This is a genomic window from Domibacillus sp. 8LH (assembly GCF_038806185.1).
GTDB classification, from domain to species: Bacteria; Bacillota; Bacilli; order Bacillales; family Domibacillaceae; genus Domibacillus; species Domibacillus indicus_A.
In genome coordinates, this window is sequence record NZ_JAVJNG010000034.1 from 1 (window position 1) to 22937 (window position 22937).

The 22937-nt window shown below is 40.0% G+C and carries 16 protein-coding genes and 1 pseudogene; 16 read left to right on the forward strand and 1 reads right to left on the reverse strand.

Annotated features, from left to right (window positions below):
• The first annotated feature begins 298 nt into the window (after positions 1–298).
• The 5 genes from RG959_RS21775 (at position 299) to brnQ (ending at position 5715) form a co-directional block, all read left to right on the forward strand.
• A complete protein-coding gene (locus RG959_RS21775; protein ID WP_342798917.1) occupies positions 299–478 on the forward strand; it encodes a Spo0E family sporulation regulatory protein-aspartic acid phosphatase in 180 nt (59 codons plus the stop codon).
• Positions 479–1180: 702 nt separating this feature from the next.
• On the forward strand, positions 1181–1741 hold the full coding sequence (locus RG959_RS21780; RefSeq protein WP_342798918.1) for a sugar O-acetyltransferase: 561 nt from the start codon (positions 1181–1183) through the stop codon (positions 1739–1741).
• Positions 1742–1782: 41 nt separating this feature from the next.
• Positions 1783–2493 (forward strand): GntR family transcriptional regulator, encoded by a 711-nt coding sequence (locus RG959_RS21785; RefSeq protein ID WP_342798919.1) that lies wholly within the window; start codon positions 1783–1785, stop codon positions 2491–2493.
• An 811-nt stretch (positions 2494–3304) separates the two neighbouring features.
• Positions 3305–4264 carry a proline dehydrogenase family protein gene (locus tag RG959_RS21790; RefSeq protein WP_342798939.1) on the forward strand — a complete coding sequence of 320 codons (960 nt, stop codon included), beginning with the start codon at positions 3305–3307 and terminating at the stop codon, positions 4262–4264.
• An 89-nt stretch (positions 4265–4353) separates the two neighbouring features.
• Positions 4354–5715 (forward strand): branched-chain amino acid transport system II carrier protein, encoded by a 1362-nt coding sequence (gene brnQ, locus RG959_RS21795; RefSeq protein WP_342798920.1) that lies wholly within the window; start codon positions 4354–4356, stop codon positions 5713–5715.
• Between the two features lie 185 nt (positions 5716–5900).
• Here the strand turns inward: brnQ and RG959_RS21800 are convergent, their stop codons facing one another.
• Positions 5901–7274, reverse strand: coding sequence for a sigma-54 interaction domain-containing protein (locus tag RG959_RS21800; RefSeq protein WP_342798921.1), 1374 nt, complete (start codon positions 7272–7274; stop codon positions 5901–5903).
• A gap of 360 nt (positions 7275–7634) precedes the next feature.
• Between RG959_RS21800 and RG959_RS21805 the strand changes: the two genes are divergently transcribed.
• The 11 genes and pseudogenes from RG959_RS21805 (at position 7635) to RG959_RS21855 (ending at position 22684) form a co-directional block, all read left to right on the forward strand.
• A complete protein-coding gene (locus RG959_RS21805) occupies positions 7635–8642 on the forward strand; it encodes a proline racemase family protein (RefSeq protein ID WP_342798922.1) in 1008 nt (335 codons plus the stop codon).
• Between the two features lie 125 nt (positions 8643–8767).
• Positions 8768–10321 (forward strand): L-glutamate gamma-semialdehyde dehydrogenase, encoded by a 1554-nt coding sequence (gene pruA, locus RG959_RS21810; RefSeq protein WP_342798940.1) that lies wholly within the window; start codon positions 8768–8770, stop codon positions 10319–10321.
• 456 nt (positions 10322–10777) lie between these two features.
• Positions 10778–12038: pseudogene (locus tag RG959_RS21815) on the forward strand (Glu/Leu/Phe/Val family dehydrogenase).
• 91 nt (positions 12039–12129) lie between these two features.
• Entirely contained in the window at positions 12130–12285 is a 156-nt protein-coding gene (locus RG959_RS21820; protein ID WP_342798923.1) for a hypothetical protein, read from the forward strand.
• An 839-nt stretch (positions 12286–13124) separates the two neighbouring features.
• Complete coding sequence (locus tag RG959_RS21825; protein ID WP_342798941.1) at positions 13125–14489, forward strand: aspartate aminotransferase family protein; 1365 nt, start codon at positions 13125–13127, stop codon at positions 14487–14489.
• A 12-nt stretch (positions 14490–14501) separates the two neighbouring features.
• Positions 14502–16025, forward strand: a complete 1524-nt coding sequence (locus RG959_RS21830) for a pyridoxal phosphate-dependent decarboxylase family protein (RefSeq protein ID WP_342798924.1) — start codon at positions 14502–14504, stop codon at positions 16023–16025.
• Complete coding sequence (locus RG959_RS21835; protein WP_342798925.1) at positions 16003–17805, forward strand: IucA/IucC family protein; 1803 nt, start codon at positions 16003–16005, stop codon at positions 17803–17805. Before RG959_RS21830 ends, RG959_RS21835 begins: the two co-directional genes overlap by 23 nt.
• Positions 17795–18400 (forward strand): GNAT family N-acetyltransferase, encoded by a 606-nt coding sequence (locus RG959_RS21840; RefSeq protein WP_342798927.1) that lies wholly within the window; start codon positions 17795–17797, stop codon positions 18398–18400. The genes RG959_RS21835 and RG959_RS21840 overlap by 11 nt, the downstream gene beginning before the upstream one ends.
• On the forward strand, positions 18379–19671 hold the full coding sequence (locus RG959_RS21845; RefSeq protein WP_483298915.1) for a lysine N(6)-hydroxylase/L-ornithine N(5)-oxygenase family protein: 1293 nt from the start codon (positions 18379–18381) through the stop codon (positions 19669–19671). Before RG959_RS21840 ends, RG959_RS21845 begins: the two co-directional genes overlap by 22 nt.
• A gap of 9 nt (positions 19672–19680) precedes the next feature.
• Positions 19681–20892, forward strand: coding sequence for an MFS transporter (locus tag RG959_RS21850; protein ID WP_342798929.1), 1212 nt, complete (start codon positions 19681–19683; stop codon positions 20890–20892).
• A complete protein-coding gene (locus RG959_RS21855) occupies positions 20879–22684 on the forward strand; it encodes an IucA/IucC family protein (RefSeq protein ID WP_342798930.1) in 1806 nt (601 codons plus the stop codon). The genes RG959_RS21850 and RG959_RS21855 overlap by 14 nt, the downstream gene beginning before the upstream one ends.
• Positions 22685–22937 lie beyond the last annotated feature (253 nt).

Below are 22937 nucleotides of genomic sequence, written 5' to 3' on the forward strand. Positions count from 1 at the left end.
TTCCAATTCGGACACATCCTCTCAAAATAATTGTAAGGACTTAATTAAACTGTGTCCATGAAACTATACTAACTCCATCTTAAAAAATTTGAAAGGGATTACAAAAAGCAAAAACCTTGTTAAGCGAGAGAAGTTCAAGCAAGTTATTCTTTATTAACTCCTAAAAGAAGGGGTTTAAATAAGAATAATTTGAAAGCGATTTCAACAAAAGAATTTGATTGGATCTAGCAAAGGAAATCCATACTGCATTCAATGTAACAAATTAGCTAAATCAAATAATGGATAGGAGTCGGGATTCATGATTTTAAAGAATGTTATAGATTTAAGGAAGAATATAAAGGAACATCGGCAAAATATGTACGAATTAGCGAATTATAAAGGAGCAGCTCATCCAGATGTTATAAAAGCCAGCCAACAATTAGATAAAGAAATTGTAAGATTACAGAAAATTATTCAGGAAATTCGTTTCTTCTCATAGTGAATATCTCTTAAGCGGTATATCAACATATCGATGTCTGTAAGCATCACTTAAAGTTATTTTACGCAATGCTGAATACAGTTAATTTAAAAATCTAAGTGGGCGAGTATAAGATAATATTTAATAAGTAATTCTATCCTCAGAATAGTTAGCTAGTAGCCAATTATGTAGAAAGTCATTTGATTGAACGGCAGCAAAAATATTTTTACTTTATGAGCGAGTTAGTCTAGGGAGATAAATAAAAAACTTAGCCAGCAGGAGTATACCTAATCAGAAGTGTACTTAAACAAAAGTATACCTTTGAATAGTATACTTTTGTTTTATTAAGATTCGCATAGCGACATTCACTTCGAGTGTCAAATACCTCACTGACAGGTTAAAAAAGTTCTAAAAAAGAAAGTAAATCATTCTGAAGCGGGAATTTGCGAGACAGTACCATAAGAGTGTAAATGTTCATTTTATTTCGAAGGTTGACCAATAGTTGATCGAAACTGTTGATTTGCTTCATCATTCAATTTTTATTGTTTTTAAAAATGTGATATGTTATATTGGCACTAAACTTATTAAAGGTATTTAATAAGTTTTCAAATATATGTTTATAGCTACTTATTAAACATATTTAATAAGTTCAGGTGGATGAATGATTAGCTGCTCTAAAATCGATGAAGAGAATGAAAGTAAAAACATGAGGAGTTATTTAATATGAAAACTGAAAAAGAGAAAATGTTAGCGGGGGAAATGTACAACCCGGCTGACCCGGTATTATCAAAGGAACGTAAGGAAGCAAGGCGCAAGGTTAGAATATATAATCAAACTTTAGAAACTGAAGGAGAAAAACGGACTAAGTTACTGAAGGAGTTATTGGGTTCAACGGGTGAAAACGTATATATGGAACCAAATATCAGGTTTGATTATGGCTATAACACACATGTAGGAGAAAACTTTTTTGCAAACTTTGACTGCACCATTTTAGATGTTTGTGAAGTGCGATTCGGGGACAATTGTATGCTTGCGCCTGGTGTACAAATCTATGCAGCAACACATCCACTTCATCCAGCTGAACGTAATTCAGGTAAAGAATATGCAAGGCCGATTACGTTTGGACATAATGTGTGGATTGGGGGAAGTGCAGTCATAAATCCAGGCGTAACGGTAGGAGACAATGTTGTAATCGCATCAGGTGCAGTAGTGACTAAAGATATACCAGATAATGTTGTCGTTGGAGGAAATCCAGCAAGAGTGATCAAACAAATTGAAATATAAATCACGTCTTTCTGTACATTTAGGGGTTTAAGGGATTTTATATGATCAAGTATCAGCAAATCGCAGCGGAAATTGATAAGCATATTAAAGAAAATGCCCTTCAACAAGGCGATAAACTACCTGTATTAGAAGCTTTAATGGCTTATTTTAACGTAAGTAAAAGTACGATTACAAAAGCGTTAGCTTTATTGGAGAAAAAAGGCGTTATATTTCAAGTGAGGGGCAGCGGCATTTTCGTTAGAAGGCAGAAAAGAAAAGGATACAGGGGCCTTCTTTCTAATCAAGGGTTTAAAAAGGATTTTGAAGGTGTTCATCTAACTTCAAAGGTAATCGAACTAGAAGTGATGAAGCCGACAAAAGAAGCAGCCCATAATTTAAATATTGGACTTGATAACGATATCTATTATGTAAAAAGGGTTCGGTATATGAACGGGCAAACCTTGTGCCTTGAAGAATCCTATTATAATAAATCCGTTGTCACCTATTTAAACAAAGAAATCGTTTCTGAATCGATTTTTGATTATATCCAGAAAGGGTTAGGGGTAAAGATCGGCTTTTCGGATGTGTATCTTCATGCAGGAAAGCTAAAGCATGAAGAGGCAAAGCATTTATGCCTGGAAAGTGAAGCACCTGCCTTTTATGTCGAAACCATTTTTCATTTAACAAATGGACAGCCGTTTGACTTTTCAAAAGTCACTTATCACTATGAACAATCCCAGTTCTTTGTTCAAACGAATAGCCACTTTTCCTAAAAGTTAAAATGAAGAAATCTTAAGAGACAAGCCAACGAGGCTTGTCTTTTTCGGTTAAATAAGCTCTGTTGGCGCGTGCCATCCTTTTGCATATATAGAGAGAAAGGAGCAAAAACATAAAGACAACATGATGAATGAGAATTAAAACACTGGATCCTTATAAAAAGTAAAATTCAATCACCGCAAAGTAAGGATAAAAGGGATTTCTGGTCCAATAGAGTGAGACAAAAACAACTTAAAGGTGTTTTTTCTATGGGCACAAGAGTCCGTTATCCAGCAGAAGTAAAAGGAAAGGCTGATGGGCTGAAGTGCCGCTCAAAAATGTTGGAAGAATATCACATTCGAAATCCACATTCACTTACTCAGGTTATGGGATGCATACGCCACTGTGAACAATTTTAAAGTCTGATCATAGCGGATAAGAGAAGTTCTAACCTACATTAAATTACGTGTAAATAAATTGTAAATCTAAGTTTACAAAAGTGTTCAGGAAATAAACAACTAGCACTTGTAAGTGGTGTATTTCCCAAGAAAAAATGCCGAGATATCGATTTTTAGAAGTTGGCATCATAATTGCAGATTAATAGGTTATAAAAGCTCAAAGGAGGCGATCGTTTGTGGTGAATGTAAAAAAGTATATAAAATCAGGTACTTATAAAAAGTGGTAGAAACAGAAGCCTTTTGTGTTTGTCTTCAAAAGATGAGTAAGTAAAATTCATGGGCTGGCGCGGACTCTGACTGAGTTTGTACAAAGCCCGGTTTAAAACGACTGGAGGTCATTACTTTGACAGTAACAAAGGATTTCTTTATTATGCTTTCTCAAAACAAAATGCTGAATAGTGGTGCTAAGCGGTGGGGGCTGAAACTGGGTGCTCAGTCCGTCGTGGCAGGTACGAATATTGAAGAAATGGTAAAAAGCGTTAAGGAGCTAAACGCAAACGGAATTTCTGCAACCATCGATAACCTTGGTGAGTTTGTATTTGAAAAAAAAGAAGCCATTCAGGCGAAAAACCAGATTCTTGCCGTTGTTGAAGCGATTTATCAGCACCAGTTAGATGCCCATATTTCGTTAAAGCCTACTCAACTGGGCCAGGATATTGACTATCGTTTCTGTCTTGAGAATCTAGCAGAAATCGTAGATAAAGCTTACAAATATAATATATTTATCAATTTTGACATGGAAGACCACGGTCATCTTCAGTCGTCATTTGATTTAATTGACGAACTCTCCAAAGACTACAATAATATTGGAACGGTAATTCAAGCTTACTTTTATGACGCAAAAGATATGATTAGAAAGTATAAAGATTACCGTTTGAGAATCGTAAAAGGAGCTTATAAGGAATCTGAAAATGTCGCTTATCAAGACAAAAAAGACATCGACCAAAATTTTATCGATTTAATCGAATACCATCTTCTGCATGGTAAATTTACATCGATTGCCACACATGACCATAACATTATCAATCATGTAAAAAAATTCGCCCAAAAAAATAATATACCAGCAGAGAAATATGAATTTCAAATGCTTTACGGATTCAGAAAAGATATGCAGTTGAATTTGGCCAAGGAAGGATATAATTTTTGTACTTACGTTCCGTTTGGAGTGGACTGGTATGGATACTTTATGCGTCGTTTGGCAGAGCGCCCTCAAAACCTTAACTTAGTAGCCAAACAAACATTCAACAAAAAAACGAATACTTTAATCGGGGTCGGCGCGGGTGCCTTTCTATTAGGAAGAATAAGCAAGAAGAAAACAACAAAAGTATAAAGAAGATTGTAGCGATTATCCCCTAGGGAATTTGGGAATGGCTCTTTCAGCCGTTCCCGCTGCATTCATAATGACAAGGAGGAATAACAATGGATAAAAAGGTACCCTTTTCGCAAGTGTTGTCTATTGGTTTAATGCTCTTTGCCATGTTTTTGGGAGCGGGGAACGTTATATTTGCTCCAATGTTAGGCCAGCAGGCAGGAACAAACACCTGGCTAGCCATGGGCGGTTTTTTGATCACAGGTGTTGGTCTGGTTTTATTGGCTATTGTGGCTCTAACTCGTGGAGGCGGCACTGTAGAAAAGCTTGCAGGAAGAGTTCATCCGCGCTTTGCCACCATTTTTTCGGTATTACTTTTTCTAACGCTGGGGCCTATTTATGTTATTCCTAGAACAACGTCTGTTGTTTATGAAATTTCTTTAAATCCATTAATTCAAAGTGATGCTAATGAAAGGCTGTATCTGCTTGTTTTTTCAGTATTATTTATTCTCTTGACGGTCTTCCTCTCCTGGGATACAACAAAGTTTGTAGACAACCTGGGGAAAATCATTACACCCATTTTTTCAATATTGCTGGCTGTATTGATTATAAAATCATTTATCACACCGATGGGCAAAATAGGGGCTCCTGGAGAGGAATACGTAAATGGCGTATTCTTGAAAGGGTTTACACAAGGCTATTATACAATGGACGTACTCGCTGCTTTTATATTTGGCGGTATTTTCATTAAGTCAATTAGTTCATTGGGAATAAAATCTGAAAAAGAAGTTTCAAGGCTCTTTATTAAAGCGGGGATTATCACGATTATCGGGTTAGTTGCTTTGCAGGTTTCCATGGCCTGGATAGGGGCTTCCAGTGTAGAGGCAATCGGTTTAAAAGAAAATGGCGGCGCAGTTTTAGCCGGGAGTGCTATCGCACTGTTTGGAAAGTATGGAATTTATATCATTGGAACCATTATTTTCCTCACAGGGATTACAACGAATGTGGCATGTCTGGCAGCAGTTTCCGAATACTTTGAACGAATTATGCCGTCTTTTAGTTATAAAAAGTGGATTATAGCTTTCTCGATCATAGGATTGATTATTACGAATTTTGGATTGAACACGGTTTTAACACTGGCTTCTCCAATATTGCTGCTGCTTTACCCTTTGGCCATTGCTTTGATTGCTTTAATATTTACTAATAACTTGTTTAAAGGTTATCAGTCTGTGTATGTGAGTACAGTAGCAGGAGTAGGAGTGGTTGCCCTCCTTGATGCTTTAAAAGAAGCTCATATCTTGACGAATGAAATCAATAGGGTGTTTGGGTTCATTCCACTATTTGAGTATGGTGTTGGATGGATTGCCACAGGATTAGCGGGGTTCTTGGTCGGTTTAATCATTGCGAAAACGAAAAACGAATCAAAGGTAATCATTGATATAGCTGGGCAGGAAATTGATAAGATTTCTTAACCGTTATTTTATTTTTTCTCTAATAGTAAACAAAAAATTCTAAATCTTACTAAATTTTAAAGATTTAGAATTTTTTGTGCTCTATTGCCGAAGTTTTTTCAAGTTCATGATAACCCTCCCTCAACATAATCCATAAAGAAACAAGTCTAGAGAGGTTGAAGGGTGATTAAAAAATCTTATGCTTATTAAAGTCCATGTTTTGTGATCTTTTTATAAAGGGTAACCCTCGAAAAGCCGAGTTCCTTTGCGGCCAATGTTTTGTTTCCGTATGTTTTTTCTAACACTTTTTTGATTCGTTCTTTTTCTAGTAAACTGATCTCATCTTGAAATGTAGTTGTGGTATTTTCAATCGTTAATTTTTCCTTTGCTGGCAGCATACTCAATATCTCACTGGCTTGTAGGACAGAGTCATCCGTCATGACCACAAGTCTTTCAACAAAATTTCTTAATTCTCTAACATTACCAGGCCAGTGATGCAGGGAAAATAACTCCATCACGTCCTGGGAGAGGACTTTGATTTCTTTTTGATATTTGATTGAAAATTCTTCTATAAATATATTCACCAGCTCCGGGATGTCTTCTAATCTCTCACGAAGCGAGGGGATATGAAGAGGGACTACATTTAAACGATAATATAAGTCTTCTCTGAACTCCCCTTGTTCCACCATTTTCTCCAGCATGCTGTTGGTAGCTGCTATTACCCTTATGTCTACTTTAATGGGTTTTGTTCCGCCTACTCGATAGACTTCTCCTTCCTGAAGAGTTCTTAGGAATTTAACCTGTATATCCAAAGGCATTGTACCTAATTCGTCCAGGAAGAGTGTACCACCATTTGCTTCTTCCAATTTCCCTGCTTTTCCGCCTTTTTCGGCTCCCGTAAACGATCCTTTATCATAACCGAAGAATTCGCTTTCAAACAAAGGAGAGGGGATCGCACCACAGTTAATAGGAACGAAGGGCTTTGTTTTTCTAGAACTTGACTCATGAATCGCTTGCGCAAACAGTTCTTTTCCCACGCCGCTTTCTCCTAAAATCAGCACTGTTGCATCCGTCTTTGCTACTTTAGCAGCCGATGCCTTTATTTGATTAATACTTTTGCTGCTGCCTTTTATGCTGGAGAATGGTAAGTTTTTAGCTTGATTAATGACTTGCTGTTTTAAATCCTGCAGCTTTGAATGTGTAACGGAAAGCTCATCGTTTAGTTTTACGGTAGCGGTAATATCACGATCTACCGATATAGCGCCAATCAGGCTGCCGTCCCGGTCAAAAACAGGAGAAGAACTGATTAAAATATGCTTGTCAGGCCAGGGTTGATGATAAACGTCGAATACGGGCTGTTTATCTTTTAAAATTTCATATAACTTAATGTCGTTTCTTTGAAAATAATGTTCTATATTTTTCCCTACTATGTCATCCGCTTTAATTTGATATGTATTTTCTGCTGCTTCATTCCAATAAACAACCTTCCCCGTTTTATCAACAGCTGTTACTGCATCCTTACTGATTTTTAAAATAGCTTCTAAATAAAAAAGGATATTCTCTCTGATGAAGTCGCCCATTTAAATGTGCCTCCTTTTACAACACTTTTGTGTAAGTTTACAGGTTTACAATGTGTAAACAATATGTACATGATTTTAATAATATTCGAAAAATACAAACTATTCAATACTTGGTTGAAAGATTTGAGGGTTTTCTTGATTCCTTTTTATGTGTAACTAAATTTCAAGCTGGCTGTGCCAAGATCGCTTCAAACCGGCTCTATGCGTCTGCATCAACACACTTTCTTGTTATAGAAAAAAGAAAAATATATATTTGATTTTGTTTTTTCGAACACTGGGATGAAGAAAAAATTTTTGGCACACAAATTGCAGTATGTATAGTAGAACGCATATTAATGTGTAAAAAGAGGAGAGCTGGTTATGATTAATTTTTCCAAATTTATTGAAACTATCGATACTCACACAATGGGTCAGCCAACAAGAATTATTGTAAGTGGTGTTCCAAAAATCACAGGGGATACAATGCTGGACAAAAAAAATAGTTTAAAAAAAGAAATGCCCTGGCTAAGAGAATTACTCATGAACGAACCGCGTGGCCATCAGGATATGTTTGGAGCGATCCTATGTGAACCTTCGGATGAAGATTGCGATGCGGGCTTAATCTTTATGGACAATGGCGGTTATCTTAATATGTGTGGTCATGGCACCATCGGCACTATTACAGCTGGTATACAGTTTGGGCTGCTGCCTCGGAAGGAAATGTTTTTTCTTGATACGCCGTCCGGCAAGATAGAATGTACAGTTAAATATAAAGATCAAAAAGTCAATCAAGTCTCATTTCGGAATGTGCCGTCTTTTGTTCTTGAGAAAAATGTAAGTATTTTGATTGAAGGATATGGAACGGTTCAATTAGATATTGCTTTTGGCGGCAGCATATTTGCAATTGTAGACGCATCGCAATTTGATTTGAAACTAACAACAAGCGAAACGCTTCTCCTATCTAATCTTGGTATGAAAATTAAACAAATACTTAATGAGCAATTTCATTTTGAACATCCTCAGAACCCTGATATTTGTACGGTAGATCTCGTGGAATTCAGCTTAAAAAAGGGTGGGAATCAGTATCGGAATGTCGTTGTGTTTGGGAATGGACAAATTGACCGTTCTCCATGCGGCACAGGTACTTCGGCGAAATTAGCAACCCTGGATCTTCAAGTTGGTGAAAGTATTATTCAAGAAAGTATTATCGATTCCTGCTTCATAGGTAAAGTAGTAGAAAAAACGACCGTAGCAGGTTTTGATGCCATTATTCCTGAGATTACTGGCTCAGCCTGGGTTACAGGATTGCATCGGTTTGCTTTAGAGGAAACCGATCCATATCAGCAAGGCTTTACTTTAAATCAACAGCCATTGTTGGAAAATGCTTAATGTACCTGCAACCAATAGCAGGGCCGTTTGACTTAAATGGTACAGCTGTTTTCGTTCAGGATTGCTTCGTTTAATGAATCATTAAACTATGATCGATCAAAGGAGAAACCGACATGACTATGAATATGACATTAACAGAAAAATATACACATGAGCCATTCACTGATTTTACGATTGAAGAAAATGCGAATGCATTTAAAGCAGCATTAAAGGCTGTTCAGCCAGAGATGGGTAAAAGCTATCCGCTGATGATCGGAGGCGAGTCGATTACAACAGAGGAACAAATTATTTCGATTAACCCGGCGAATAAAGAGGAAGTCATTGGGCGGGTTTCTAAAGCAAACAAAGAATTGGCTCGAAAAGCGATGCAGGCTGCGCTGTCTGCCTTCGAGACCTGGAAAAAAGAAGACCCTGAAGTGCGTGCGAATATTTTGTTTCGTGCAGCAGAGATTCTCCGTGAGCGAAAGCATGAGTTTTCTGCTTATCTAGTAAAAGAAGCAGGAAAACCATGGAAAGAAGCGGATGCAGACACAGCAGAAGCGATTGATTTTCTCGTGTTTTATGGACGCCAGATGATGCAGTTAAAAGAGGGAGCTCCCGTAGAAAGCCGAAAAGGAGAAACAAATACTTTTAATTATATTCCACTCGGTGTCGGGATCATCATTTCGCCATTTAACTTCCCATTAGCCATTATGGCCGGAACGGCAGCAGCTGCAATCGTGGCAGGAAACACCATTCTTTTAAAACCGGCCAATAACACACCGGTTATAGCCGCTAAATTCGTGGAATTATTACAAGAGGCGGGTCTTCCTGAAGGCGTACTTAATTATATTCCAGGAAGCGGTGCGGAAGTAGGGGATTACCTGGTTGATCACCCTAAAACCCGTTTTGTTTCTTTCACTGGTTCACGTGAGGTGGGCTGCCGCATCTACGAACGTGCCGCAAAGGTGCAGCCGGGCCAGATTTGGCTCAAGCGTGTAATTGCGGAAATGGGTGGAAAAGATACAGTTGTAGTAGATAAAGAGGCTGATTTAGATTTGGCAGCATCCTCCATTGTTTACTCAGCATTTGGGTTTTCAGGCCAAAAATGTTCAGCGGGTTCACGTGCGGTCGTACACCAGGATGTCTATGACGAAGTGCTGGAAAAAGCAATAGCTTTAACAAATACGTTATCAATCGGCAATCCAGAAGACGTGAATACTTATATGGGACCGGTTATTGATCAGGCTTCTTTCAATAAGATCACCAAATACATTGAAATTGGAAAAGAAGAAGGCAGGCTGGCAGCAGGCGGCCAGGGGGATGACTCAAGAGGCTACTTTATCCAGCCGACTATTTTTGCGGATGTAGATGAACAAGCACGCCTTATGCAGGAAGAAATTTTTGGCCCTGTTTTAGCTTTCTGTAAAGCACGGGATTTTGATCACATGATGGAAATCGCGAACAACACGGATTATGGACTGACTGGGGCATTAATCTCTCATAACCCTGATCATATTCAACGGGCAAAAGAAGAGTTTCATGTAGGAAACCTTTATTTCAACCGCGGCTGCACAGGCGCAATTGTGGGCTACCAGCCGTTTGGCGGGTTTAACATGTCCGGAACAGATTCCAAGGCAGGCGGCCCAGATTATCTTATTTTACACATGCAGGCAAAAACGATGAGTGAAACCATTTAAGAAATGCGGGGCAGCTTTTTAAGCTGCCTTTTATAAAACGTAGAATAAACAAAAGATACCTGCTAGGGGATAAAGAATGCGGGAAACCGTTTCGAAAACCATTTTTCTTTACGATTTACAAAATAAAGGACTAAATAAAGCAGCTAAAAATGGAGGCTTCTCAAGGTGAGTCCCGAGACGGAAAAAGAAATAAAATTACATGAAACGGCCCCCGACAGAGCAAAGATGCGCCAAGAAAGAAAGCAAAGAAGCAAGGAGCTGGCTTTATTTTTAAATATGCCTTCCCCTCCAGCCTATTCCCAGCTGTTTAAAAATGTGGTTAGGAACTGACGAGTTAACATGACAGGATAAAATTCAAGTAGATATGCTTCCAAAAAATGAAATGTAAACCCACTTATAATGGAAGAGGTGAAGAGAATGAAGGCAACAGCTCCTATTCAAGATAAACAGAGTCAAATGTTAAATGATAAACAAGTTGAAACGCTTAATGTATTGGAATCAACACAACTTATTATCAAAGAAGCGGTTCAGAAGTTAGGGTATCACGAGGATATGGTATCAACTATTGAAAGAACCAGCCAGATTTCTCACGGTGCGAATTCCAGTTCGAATGGACGACTCTTCTATTAAAGTGTTTACAGGTTATCGAGCTCAACACAATGACGCTGTAGGCCCCACTAAGGGAGGTGTTCGTTTTCATCCAGATGTAAATGAAGAAGAAGTAAAAGCTTTATCTATCTGGATGAGTTTAAAATGTGGGATTGCCGATCTTCCATATGGGGGAGGAAAAGGAGGAATCATTTGCGATCCGAGAGAAATGTCAGCCGGAGAACTTGAAAGATTAAGCAGAGGATATGTCCGATCTATTAGCCAGATTGTTGGACCTACAAAGGATATTCCAGCTCCAGATGTATACACAAACTCCCAAATTATGGCGTGGATGATGGATGAATATAGCCGCCTGCGTGAATTTGACTCTCCCGGGTTCATTACAGGAAAACCAATTGTATTAGGAGGCTCGCAAGGACGCGAAACGGCAACAGCTCGTGGTGTAACCATTTGTATTGAAGAAGCAGCGAAGAAAAAGAAAGTTAACTTGCAAGAGGCGCGTATCATTATCCAAGGATTTGGAAATGCGGGTAGTTTTCTCGCGAAATTTATGCATGACGCAGGAGCAAAAGTAGTGGGGATTTCTGATGCCCAGGGAGCTTTGTACGACCCTCAAGGATTGGATATCAACTATCTGCTTGATCGGCGTGACAGCTTCGGAACTGTAACAAATTTATTTACAAATACCATAACAAATCAGGAATTGCTGGAAAAAGAGTGTGATATTCTGGTTCCTGCTGCGATCTCTAACCAGATTACCGCAAAAAATGCTCACCACATTAAAGCTTCCATTGTAGTAGAAGCGGCAAACGGCCCAACAACTCTTGAAGCCACTAACATTCTCACTGAAAGAGGAATTCTTCTTGTGCCGGATATACTGGCGAGTGCAGGCGGTGTTACGGTTTCTTACTTTGAATGGGTTCAAAATAATCAGGGCTATTATTGGTCAGAGAAAGAAGTGACCGAAAAATTGAGAAAAGTCATCGTCGATTCTTTTGAAAGAGTCTACGAGATATCACAAAAACATAAGGTGAATACGCGTTTAGCCGCCTATATGGCTGGAATACAAAAACCGGCTGAGGCGTCCCGCTTTAGAGGCTGGATATAAATCATCTACTGTCAAAATAACGAATAAAGTGTAACGTTTTTATCATCTCTTAAATTAAAGGTAAAATCATTTTGAAACGGAGGTCATCATTATGTGGGTTATTACTGTCCATTCCAATAAAAGTGTTAAAATGTTTGAATTTGAAACAGAACAAGAAGCAAAAACGATTTTTGAAAAAGTGCAGGGGAGTAAATTTCTTACTGAAGTGGTTTACTTTAACGATCGTCGGTCAGCCAAACTTTTATAATGAGATTTGATTCAATCATTTAGACAGAAAAAATGAGGTCCTCAGATGTTTTTCTGATCTCGTTCTCAATGGTCCGAGGAGTTTTGCTCTAGAAAGAAGCAGTTGAATTTATGTTTGAGATTGTTGATGAAGTAACAGTAGAATTGTGCACCCATTCGTAAAAGTAGAGGCTGACAGGAGATTACGAATAATCAAATAAAACCATAAAAAGACCGCAAAGCTTTCTTGAAGAAATGCATTGCGGTCTTTTTTATGTTTTACGTCCTCACCTGATAACTTCCATCAAGAGCCAGGCCTGCTCTTTAGAAATAAAGACTGAAAGGAAAGGTATTAACAGAGGTATTCAAATCAAACAAGCAAAGTACTCGAAAATAGTGTCAGACTAGCTCAAAAGAGTATGAAGAATGGCAGGACAGTCTATCATTTTCAAAGTAAAAACGATGTATATGAGTAGAAAAGGCAACTTATTTCGCAAGCCAAGTAACCTGTAATTAAGTAAAAATTATCCATATATAATTTGGAATTGCTGTAAAAAAAGAAAGCAGCGGAATTATATACTTTTCAAAACAAATACAATCTTTGCATAAACGCTGGTTTTTGTTTCTGATGCATAAGAACTACTATTCAACTTTGTAACTTTAAATTGCTTCTTCTGGGATGATTTTCATATTTTTTATTTTTTAATTGACTTTGATAATCATTATCAACTATTATGGAATCTGTTGACGATAATGAAAATCATTATCAATTGAAAAAATGTCATGCAGCCGTTCAGATTGAGCAGCAAAATCTTAATCTAAACGCAGTCATCATGATTACAAATAAAGGAGTGTTGGATGATGGATGCATCTGTTGGAACTTACTCAGGAAATGAAGCATTGTTATCAATGCAGGAAAAAAGGGAATCAAACGCAAGGTCTTATCCGCGAAGATTACCTCTTGCCATTAAACGGGCAGAAGGCGTTTATCTAACAGACATGGACGGAAAACAATATATCGATTGCTTAGCAGGAGCAGGAACACTGGCGCTAGGCCACAACCACATCGTCGTTCGGGAAGCCATTAAAGATTTTATGCAGTCTTATGTGCCTCTGCATACTCTTGATTTGACGACACCAGTAAAGGAAGCATTTATTGATGAGGTATTCGCTTCTTTACCGCCTTCATTTGCTGAAAAAGCAAAAATTCATTTTTGCGGTCCAACGGGTGCTGATGCAGTAGAGGCAGCTTTGAAGCTAGTAAAAACGGCAACCGGTAATAGAGCGATTCTTTCTTTTCAAGGAGGCTATCACGGTTCCACACACGGTACACTGAGCATCACCGGGACAACGGCTCCTAAAAAGAACATTCACGCACTCGTACCGGATACGCATTTTCTTCCGTATCCATATGAATACCGATGCCCTTTCGGTGTAGGGAAAGATGGACACCGCATTGGCGCTCAATATATTGAGAATATATTAGATGATCCAGAAGGTGGAATTGTAAAGCCCGCCGGTATCGTTGTAGAAGTCGTACAGGGCGAGGGAGGATCGATTCCTGCTCCTGTCGAGTGGTTAAAAGAGCTTCGCCGCATTACAAAAGAACGTGGTATTCCGCTGATCATCGATGAAGTACAAACAGGTATTGGACGAACAGGAAAAATGTTTGCATTCGAGCATGCCGGCATTGAACCGGACGTTCTTGTACTGTCAAAAGCGATAGGGGGAAGTCTTCCGCTATCTGTTGTTGTGTATGATCGCCGTCTTGATCAATGGGAGCCAGGAACGCATATTGGAACATTTAGAGGAAACCAAATGGCCATGGCGGCCGGCCGTGCCACTTTGCGCTTTGTGAAAGATCACCAGCTTCCGGAACACGCACAGGAAATGGGGGCTTACTTAACGGCCCAATTAAAGTCTATGCAAAAGCAAGTATGTTCCATTGGGGATGTAAGAGGCAGAGGACTTATGGTTGGTGTTGAAATTATTAATCCAGCGGAACAGCCAAACCAAATAGGAAGTTATCCAGCATACTCTGAACTTGCCAAAAAAATTCAACAAGAATGCTTGAATCGAGGCTTAATTTTAGAGGTTGGAGGGCGTTTTGGCACGGTTATTCGCTGGCTGCCGCCGCTGATTATTTCAAAAGAGCAAATTGATGACGTATTACAGCGTTTCTATGAGGCAATCACAAGCGCTGAAGCTCAATTTGGTTTGCGATAGGAGGTGGCGGAAGTGGAAAAGAGTTTTGGAGAATGGTTTCTTCATCCGAGCGATAAAAGCGAGAATATGTACCATACACTGATGGATAAAGCTGTCGGATTAATTGCTGATCAAACAGTAAGAACAAATCAACCTTTTTCGGGTGCCTCTCGTCAAGAGATCCAATCAGCCGTGAGGGAAATGCTCACGATCCCGGCTACAGGACAGAAAACGGATAGGGTGATGGAAGAGATTCAAAATGTCATTGTGAAAAATTCTTTATGGGTTTCTCACCCTTCTGCCATGGCGCATCTTCATTGCCCGCCTTTAATTCCCTCTCTCGCCGCAGAAGTGATTATAAATGCACTGAATCAATCGATGGATTCGTGGGATCAGAGCCCTGCTGCTACTTATGTTGAAACAGAGTTCATTCAGTTCTTTACGAAGCATATCGGCTACTCAGACGAGGCGGACGGTGTCTTTACAACGGGCGGAACACAATCTAATTATATGGGATTGCTGCTTGCTCGAAACAAAGCATGCCAGACACATTTCTCGGTTAATGTTCAAGAGGAAGGGCTTCCGGCTGAGGCGGGAAGGCTGCGGATTCTTTGTTCAGAGCACGCCCATTTTACAGTGCAAAAATCGGCGGCTCAGCTAGGGCTGGGAACGAATGCTGTGATCAAAGTAGCGACAAATGATCAAAAGCAGCTTTGTGTAGAGGATGCCAAAGAAAAAATTGGGCACCTCAGACAACAAGGACTTCTTCCCTTTATGATCGTGGCAACCGCGGGAACAACGGATTTCGGGAGCGTAGATTGTATAGGAGATATAGCTAAGCTGGCAGCCGAGGAGCAATTGTGGTTTCATGTCGATGCCGCCTACGGAGGGGCCCTGCTGTTTTCCCATCAATACAGGAGTTCTGTTCGCGATCTACACTTAGCAGATTCAATCACAATTGATTTTCACAAGCTTTATTACCAATCGATCAGCTGCGGTGCTTTTTTCGTCAAACATAAGCAGGACTTTCAGCAAATCGCCTTCCATGCCGATTACCTAAATCCTGAAGATGACCACGAAGACGGCGTGATCAATTTAGTGGAAAAAAGCGTACAAACGACAAAACGGTTTGATGCTTTGAAGCTGTTGATGACTTTTAAATTGATGGGAACGGACTTGTTTGGAGAGATGGTGGATTATACGATCAGTCTGGCGAAGGAAACGGCCAAGCTCTTAAAGAATGAACCTTGTTTTGAGGTGCTGAATGAGCCGGAACTTAACGCCGTCTTGTTTCGCTACGTGCCATTACATCCGTTCGAGGACGAGCGGTATATTGATGAAATGAATCTTGAGCTTCAATGCGCTTTCTATCAAAGCGGGGAACTCATTATGGCTAAAACAAAGCAAGCTGGAAAAGTATACTTAAAATTCACCATGCTGAATCCTCTCAATACGATAAGCCATATGAAAACACATATAGAGCGAATGAAGCAAGCTGGAGAAAAAATAGAGAAAGAGCAGGGAGAGATCCGCTATGAATATTCCGTTCGTGACTAATCATCTTACCGTACAGAATTTAATCAATTGCTATGTAAGAGAAACAGGGGAAGGAGAATGGAAGTCCGCCGACGAAGTCGCTGTTCCACTAGAAGACGAGAGAATCAAACAAGTATTGGTTATTTCATTTAGCCGGCAATCCGTTACTTTGTATATTCCAGCCCGGTATAAATCGGCAACAGAACGCCATCTGTTTTCGCCAATTATGTATTATCAAGTGAAAAACGGTGAAATGAAACAGCTTGACTACATGACACTAATCGTATTTATCCAACGAGAGCTGTCGCTCCTATCTGACAAGCCTATAGAGACCGATGAGTTTATGCTCCGGACTATTCTAAGCTATCAAAACATGAAAAGAATTATTGGAGATAGAAGTAGTGATCTGGAAGAATGCTATCAAATGGAAAAAACGTTTCTTCAATCTGAGCAATCTTTGTTAATTGGACATCAAGTACATCCGACTCCGAAAAGCCGTCAAGGAATCGATGAGGAGGAAGAGCATATTTTCGCTCCGGAGAGAAAAGGGGCTTTCCAGCTGCATTATTTCCGGGCTGTACATGAGATTGTCGATGAAGATTCTATGTTGGCTCAAAACGCTTCTATGCTTATAAAAGAAGAACTAAGGAAAGATCCATTCGTTACAAAATCTTTTCAAGACCGGTATTGCCAGGAAGATGATTTTTCACTGATTCCTGTTCATCCGCTGCAAGCACGAAAGCTGTTAGGGCGGGAGGATGTGTGCGATCTCATTCAATCAGGCAAACTCGCTTATCTTGGTCCACAGGGAAGAAAGTTTTATCCAACTTCTTCTGTTCGGACGGTGTACCACCCGGAAGCAAGCTTCATGTACAAGTTTTCGATTCCTGTGAAAATTACCAATTCACTGCGTGTAAACAAACGAAAAGAGCTCGACCGGGGAGTAGAAGTGAGCCGCTTGCTTCACAGCGGGATTTCCGAAAAGTTAAAAGAACACCATCCTTCATTTCGCATTATCGAGGACCCAGCTTATATTACGTTAAAGCTTGCCACAGAAGAAACGGGATTTGAAGTGGTGATCCGTGAAAATCCATTTCAAACGGGGAGCGATTCACGGGTAACATTACTTGCGGCTCTTTGCCAGGATCACATTACAGGAGAGGGTTCTCATTTAACCAATGTTATTTCCGCTATTGCAAAACGGGAAGGGATTTCTACTGCAGAAGCAAGTGAACAGTGGTTTGCCCGATATTTAAAAGTAAGTTTGCGTCCACTGTACTGGTTATATGCTGCATATGGAATCGCACTTGAAGCCCATCAGCAAAATTCGATTATACAGCTTGACGAACAGGGCTATCCAGCTGTCTTTTATTATCGTGACAATCAAGGATACTACTTTATGGAATCAAAGGCGAAAGCTTTAAAACAGCTTGTCCCGGCCTTAAATGAAAAAAGTGACACGGTATGTGCTGACTCGATTGCGGAGGAGCGATTCCGGTATTATGTCTTTTTCAATCACATGTTTGGTTTAATCAATGCCTTTGGGGTTAATCGTCTGATCGACGAACAGCGATTGCTGTTCATGATGAAAGAGGAGCTGGCAGGCTTTAAGAAGCAGTTAGGTGATCATACGGCCTTATTAGATTCTTTGCTGTTTGAAAAAAAGCTGCCATGCAAAGCAAATCTACTGACAAGGGTGCATGATATGGATGAGCTTGTCGGATCTCTTGAAACTCAATCGGTATATGTTCATGTTACGAATCCGCTGTTTGCAGCAGCAGGTGAACTGCATGAAGTCTAACATCAGCATTCAACAAACGTATCCGTTTGAACGATATGAGCCTCTGATCCAAAAGACCATTTCATTTCGTCATGTGAGTATGGAAGAAGATGTAGAACGGCTTCATTTATGGATGCATGAAAAGCATGTTATTCCTTTTTGGAACTTAAATATTTCATTCGAAAACTACACAGCCCATTTACAAAGATTTTTACAGGATGACCATCAAACACTCTTAATTGGTGAACTCGGTGGTGTTCCTATGAGTTATTGGGAGTCGTACTGGGTGAAGGATGATATTATTGGAACCCGCTATCCGTTTGGCGAATATGACCAGGGCATTCATTTGCTGATTGGACCAAAGGAGTTTTTAGGAAAAGGGTTCATTTACCCGATGCTGCTGACCATTTTGTATAAAAAGTTTCAAGTAGTCGAAACAAACCAAATTATAGCAGAGCCTGATATACGAAATGAAAAAATGATTCATGTGTTTAAAAAGTGCGGTTTTCAGCCTGTCAAGGAGGTTGAGCTGCCTGATAAAACAGGTTTATTGATGATTTGTGAACGGAAAGTGTTTGAAAGAAGGTGGACAGATTGGCAAACGAACAAATTTTAGATGTTATTGGAGTGGGAATTGGCCCATTTAATCTCGGATTAGCCGCATTGCTTGAAAAAACAGAATGCCGTTCTTTGTTTTTTGACCAAAAATCCCGATTTGAGTGGCATCCGGGGATGCTGCTGGAAGGAACCACGCTGCAAGTGCCTTTTATGGCGGATGTCGTGACGATGGCAGATCCAACAAGCCCTTTTAGCTTTTTGAATTATTTGCATGAACAAAAGCGCCTGTATCATTTTTACTTTCTCGAAAAATTTCAAATTCCGCGTACGGAATATAATCATTACTGTCAATGGGTAGCGGAGCGGCTTCCTCAGCTTCAGTTTGAATGCAAAGTGGAAAATATTGAGCAAACAGAGGAAGGGTATTTTCGTGTTACCGTTATTTCCGGTATCGAAAAGCAGAAACAAACGTATTACGCCAAACATGTGGTAATAGGAGTGGGGACGAGGCCATATGTACCCGAGAAATTCCAGCCAGCTCTTGGTGATCGCATTTTTCATTCTTCAGCGTATAGAAGCAAGCGGGAAAATGTCCTGAGAACAAAAGCGGTCACGGTTATTGGTTCCGGACAGAGTGCCGCTGAAATTTTCTATGACTTATTGGCCAGACAGCCGGATCATGATTATCAGCTGTCGTGGTTTACAAGATCCAAAGGATTTTATCCGATGGAATATTCTAAGCTGGGGCTTGAGCATTTTTCGCCTGATTATACCCGTTATTTTTATCACTTGCCGAAAGAAAAGAAACAAAGTGCTTTAAACAATCAAGCACTGTTGTACAAGGGGATCAGCTTTAATACGATCGGCGATATTTATGATTTATTGTATGAGCGGACAGTCGGAAATGGAGAACCGCCCGTTCATCTGCAAGCGTTGACTGAACTGTCATCCATTGAAGAAAGGGACAATCGATACTGCTTATCATTATATCAGCATGAACAAGAAGAACATAAGCAGATGGAAAGTGATGCCGTTCTTCTGGCGACCGGCTATCATCCTTATATCCCGGATTGCTTAAAAGGGATAAAGCATCTAGTGGAAACGGACGAAATCGGCCAGCTTGTTATTGAAGAAGATTATAAAGTGAAATTAAACAAGGAAAGCCATAATCATGTATTTATTCAAAATGGTGAGCTTCATACACATGGTGTAGGGGCACCTGATTTAGGGCTGGGAGCATGCCGGAACGTGACGATTATTAACCAGCTCGTCGGAAAAGAAGTCTATCAAACCTATGAAAAAAACGTATTCCAGCAGTTTGGCCTATAGGAGAAAGTAATGACAAAGGGAGAAAAAGGGTTTGTTTATAGTTGTTTGCTTGTGACATTCATTTCAGAAATGCTGTTATCACCCTTTTATCCGCAGTTATTTTCCGGCTATTTCGGAGTAGACGGGGTGCAGGCAACAAGCTTATTTATTATCTGCTGCCGCCTTGTCGTCGTGATCATGACACCCCTTTGGGCGATGGCTGCTAAAAGGTGGGGACTTAAGAAACTGATTGCGATCGCGTTGATCGTAATGGGAGGATGCAAAATACTGCTGCCCATGAGCCATACCTTTTCGCAGTTTTTAACAGTGTCACTCGTTTTACTCTTTTTTCAAAGCAGCATTTATTTGCTGTATCCAGCCATGGTCGCTTCAAGCAAGAATGATCATGAAAAAGTAAGGGCAACGACGGCTTATTTATTCATGTTTCACGGAAGTGTCATCGTATCAGGCATTGCAGGGAGCTTCGTCATCACCCAGTTGTTTCCGTTAAACAGCTATTATCTATTTGCTATAATCGATATCATTCTTGCAGGTGTGAGTTGGTTTATTCTCTCAAACAATGGCGCTGTTACAAATCAGGAAACCTTGCAGAAGAAAGAAAACGTACCAAAAGGGATGAGATGGCAAGGGGAGTTTCTGGTTTATTTACTGATTGTATTTCTCTTTTATATCGGACATCAGACGATTCGTCCTTATTTTACGGTCTTTCTTGACAATCGCTATACAATCTCAGAACCAGAGTTGAGCTTGTTGTATGTGATGCCGAGCCTTGTCGCGGTTGTGCTGCAGTTTTTACTGCCAAAACAGTATCTTCAATTGCATATTAAGATGACCTTAATCAGCTTGATGGGAATAACAGCAGGGTTACTCTTTATTCAAGCGTTCGTCGGACATATTTGGCTGTTTGTTTTAATTAGAGTGATGTATGGTATGTGCTTTTTTGTTAGTCTGGCGGCAATGGATATTCTCTTTTTCAAAATGAGAATTGGAAAAAAATCGCCGCTTTCATATAGCCTTGTGGCATCCGTACAAAACGCAGCTCTGCTGTTTTCGCCAATGGCTGCTTTGATGATGGTCGAACAAAATGGAACCGAAGGGCCATTCCTTTTAAGTGGTTTTCTTTTAATTGGATCGGCATTATGTACAGCCTTTCTTTTAATCATGATGCATAAATCATCATATCAAATAAAAATGGGAGTTGGACCTCATGAAAATGTGTGAAACGCCTCTACAGATGTTAACAGAGGAAAATTGGGAAAATGCAGATCAGCAGCTTTTAGCTAAAATGCTTCAGGAATTTATGTATGAAGAAATTATCACGCCAAAGCTGCTCAGCGAAACGGAGAACGTTCAATCTTACGAATGGATCGATAAAAAAGGAACCGTGTACCGATTTCAAGCAAAGCCTCGTTTGTTTAATAGCTTCTATGTTTTGCCTGAAAGCATTGAAATCATCACAGGCGAGACAAAAGATATACCACTGTCCCTTGCTCTTTTGTTAAGCATTCAACAAGAGGGAAATATGACAGGCTCTACAGCGGGGCATTTAATCAAAGAGTATTTGCATACACTACTGGCGGACACTCATTTAAAAGAAAGATCCAAATCATCCGATGAGCTGACTGAATTGGATTATGCCGAGCTGGAAGGAGAGATGAAGGGACATCCATGGATTACATATAACAAAGGGCGGATTGGTTTCGGGTATGATGACTATGTACAGTACGCGCCCGAACAAAAGAAAAAAGTACAGCTTTCATGGATTGCGGTCCATAAAAACCTCGGGACGTTTCATTCGGTGAAAGGATTGGATTATGAGCACGTAATGGAGCAAGAGCTTGATGAAGAGGCTCGTCAGCGTTTTGTAGAGAAATTAAGAGACAAAGAAGTACAAGAAAAGGATTATTATTTTATGCCCATACACGCATGGCAGTGGAACAACGTGATTGTATCCATGTTCGCTGCTGAAATTGCCAGCAAAGAGTTGATACCACTGGGGGAAGGGGGAGACGAGTATCTTCCTCAGCAGTCTATCCGTACATTTGCGAATGTAACGAAAAAGAACAAGTATCATGTGAAGCTGCCAATGAGTATTTTAAATACACTCGTATACCGAGGGTTGCCGAGCGAGAGAACCGTGATTGCTCCTGAAGTTACGACATTTATGAAAAACATATTGGACAATGATGTGTTTTTAAAAGAAGAATGCCGCCTTGGTCTATTGGGAGAGGTGGCGACCATGAACGTCAACCATCGGACTTTTTCGAAACTGGCGGGAGCTCCTTATCAGTATCTTGAAATGCTTGGCGTGGTTTGGAGAGAGAGCGTTTATCAGGAACTGCGAGATAATGAACAGGCGATTACACTGGCGGCGTTGCTGCATGTAGACCATGAAGGAACACCATTTGTATCAACGTTAATTGAAAAATCAGGCCTTACAGTGGAGCAATGGGTGAACCAACTTACGAAAGCGATTTTACCTCCATTGCTTCATTACTTGTATCAATACGGCACTGTATTTTCACCGCACGGACAAAACACGGTGCTTGTCTTGAAAAACTATAAGCCGGAGCGGACTATTATGAAAGATTTTGTAGATGATGTCAATATTAGCGATCAGCCGTTTCCGGAGCTTTCAGTGTTGTCTCCCGAATTGAAAAAAGTATTGCGCAGCGAACCGCCTGAAGGTTTGACCCAGTTTATTTTTACCGGATTATTTATTTGTCACTTCCGTTATTTAAGTAACATCCTGCAGGAAAGTGAACAATTTTCCGAACATCGTTTCTGGGGTATTGTGCGGGAGGAAATCCTGTCTTACCAGCGAAGATTTCCGCATTTAAAAGAACGATTCAAGCTATTTGATTTGCTGCGCCCGACATTCACAAAGCTGGCACTCAATCGAAACCGTATGTTTGATTATGGTTATGAAGACGGAGATGACCGCCCGCATGCGAGTGAGTTTGGAAAAGTCTCTAATGCTCTTTATGAGGCTGCCTCTCAGACGACAATGTAAGAGGAGTATTCAGGCTGCAACAACAGTTAATGAACCTGTTAAATAGATATATTGAGAAGGTGAGCAGAGTATCCACTTTGCTCACCTTCTTTCATGCCTTATTTTCTCTTTAATTAAGCCTTAACGTTTCTAACGCAGCTTAGACGGCAGACACTCAATTTTGTCAGGTACACTTTGCAGGAAACTTTGTGATCACATACATACATGCAGGGTTTTAACTGGCCAAAATACTTTTTATTATTGCGGACATCTT

Excerpts from the sequence above, each read along its gene's own strand:
- RG959_RS21780 (WP_342798918.1), top strand. The coding sequence starts at position 1,181 with ATGAAAACTGAAAAAGAGAAAATGTTAGCGGGGGAAATGTACAACCCG.
- pruA (WP_342798940.1), top strand. The coding sequence starts at position 8,768 with ATGACATTAACAGAAAAATATACACATGAGCCATTCACTGATTTTACG.
- RG959_RS21775 (WP_342798917.1), top strand. The coding sequence starts at position 299 with ATGATTTTAAAGAATGTTATAGATTTAAGGAAGAATATAAAGGAACAT.
- RG959_RS21820 (WP_342798923.1), top strand. The coding sequence starts at position 12,130 with ATGTGGGTTATTACTGTCCATTCCAATAAAAGTGTTAAAATGTTTGAA.
- RG959_RS21790 (WP_342798939.1), top strand. The coding sequence starts at position 3,305 with ATGCTTTCTCAAAACAAAATGCTGAATAGTGGTGCTAAGCGGTGGGGG.
- RG959_RS21835 (WP_342798925.1), top strand. The coding sequence starts at position 16,003 with ATGAATATTCCGTTCGTGACTAATCATCTTACCGTACAGAATTTAATC.
- RG959_RS21850 (WP_342798929.1), top strand. The coding sequence starts at position 19,681 with ATGACAAAGGGAGAAAAAGGGTTTGTTTATAGTTGTTTGCTTGTGACA.
- RG959_RS21805 (WP_342798922.1), top strand. The coding sequence starts at position 7,635 with ATGATTAATTTTTCCAAATTTATTGAAACTATCGATACTCACACAATG.
- RG959_RS21800 (WP_342798921.1), bottom strand. The coding sequence starts at position 7,274 with ATGGGCGACTTCATCAGAGAGAATATCCTTTTTTATTTAGAAGCTATT.
- RG959_RS21785 (WP_342798919.1), top strand. The coding sequence starts at position 1,783 with ATGATCAAGTATCAGCAAATCGCAGCGGAAATTGATAAGCATATTAAA.
- RG959_RS21855 (WP_342798930.1), top strand. The coding sequence starts at position 20,879 with ATGAAAATGTGTGAAACGCCTCTACAGATGTTAACAGAGGAAAATTGG.
- RG959_RS21840 (WP_342798927.1), top strand. The coding sequence starts at position 17,795 with ATGAAGTCTAACATCAGCATTCAACAAACGTATCCGTTTGAACGATAT.
- brnQ (WP_342798920.1), top strand. The coding sequence starts at position 4,354 with ATGGATAAAAAGGTACCCTTTTCGCAAGTGTTGTCTATTGGTTTAATG.
- RG959_RS21825 (WP_342798941.1), top strand. The coding sequence starts at position 13,125 with ATGGATGCATCTGTTGGAACTTACTCAGGAAATGAAGCATTGTTATCA.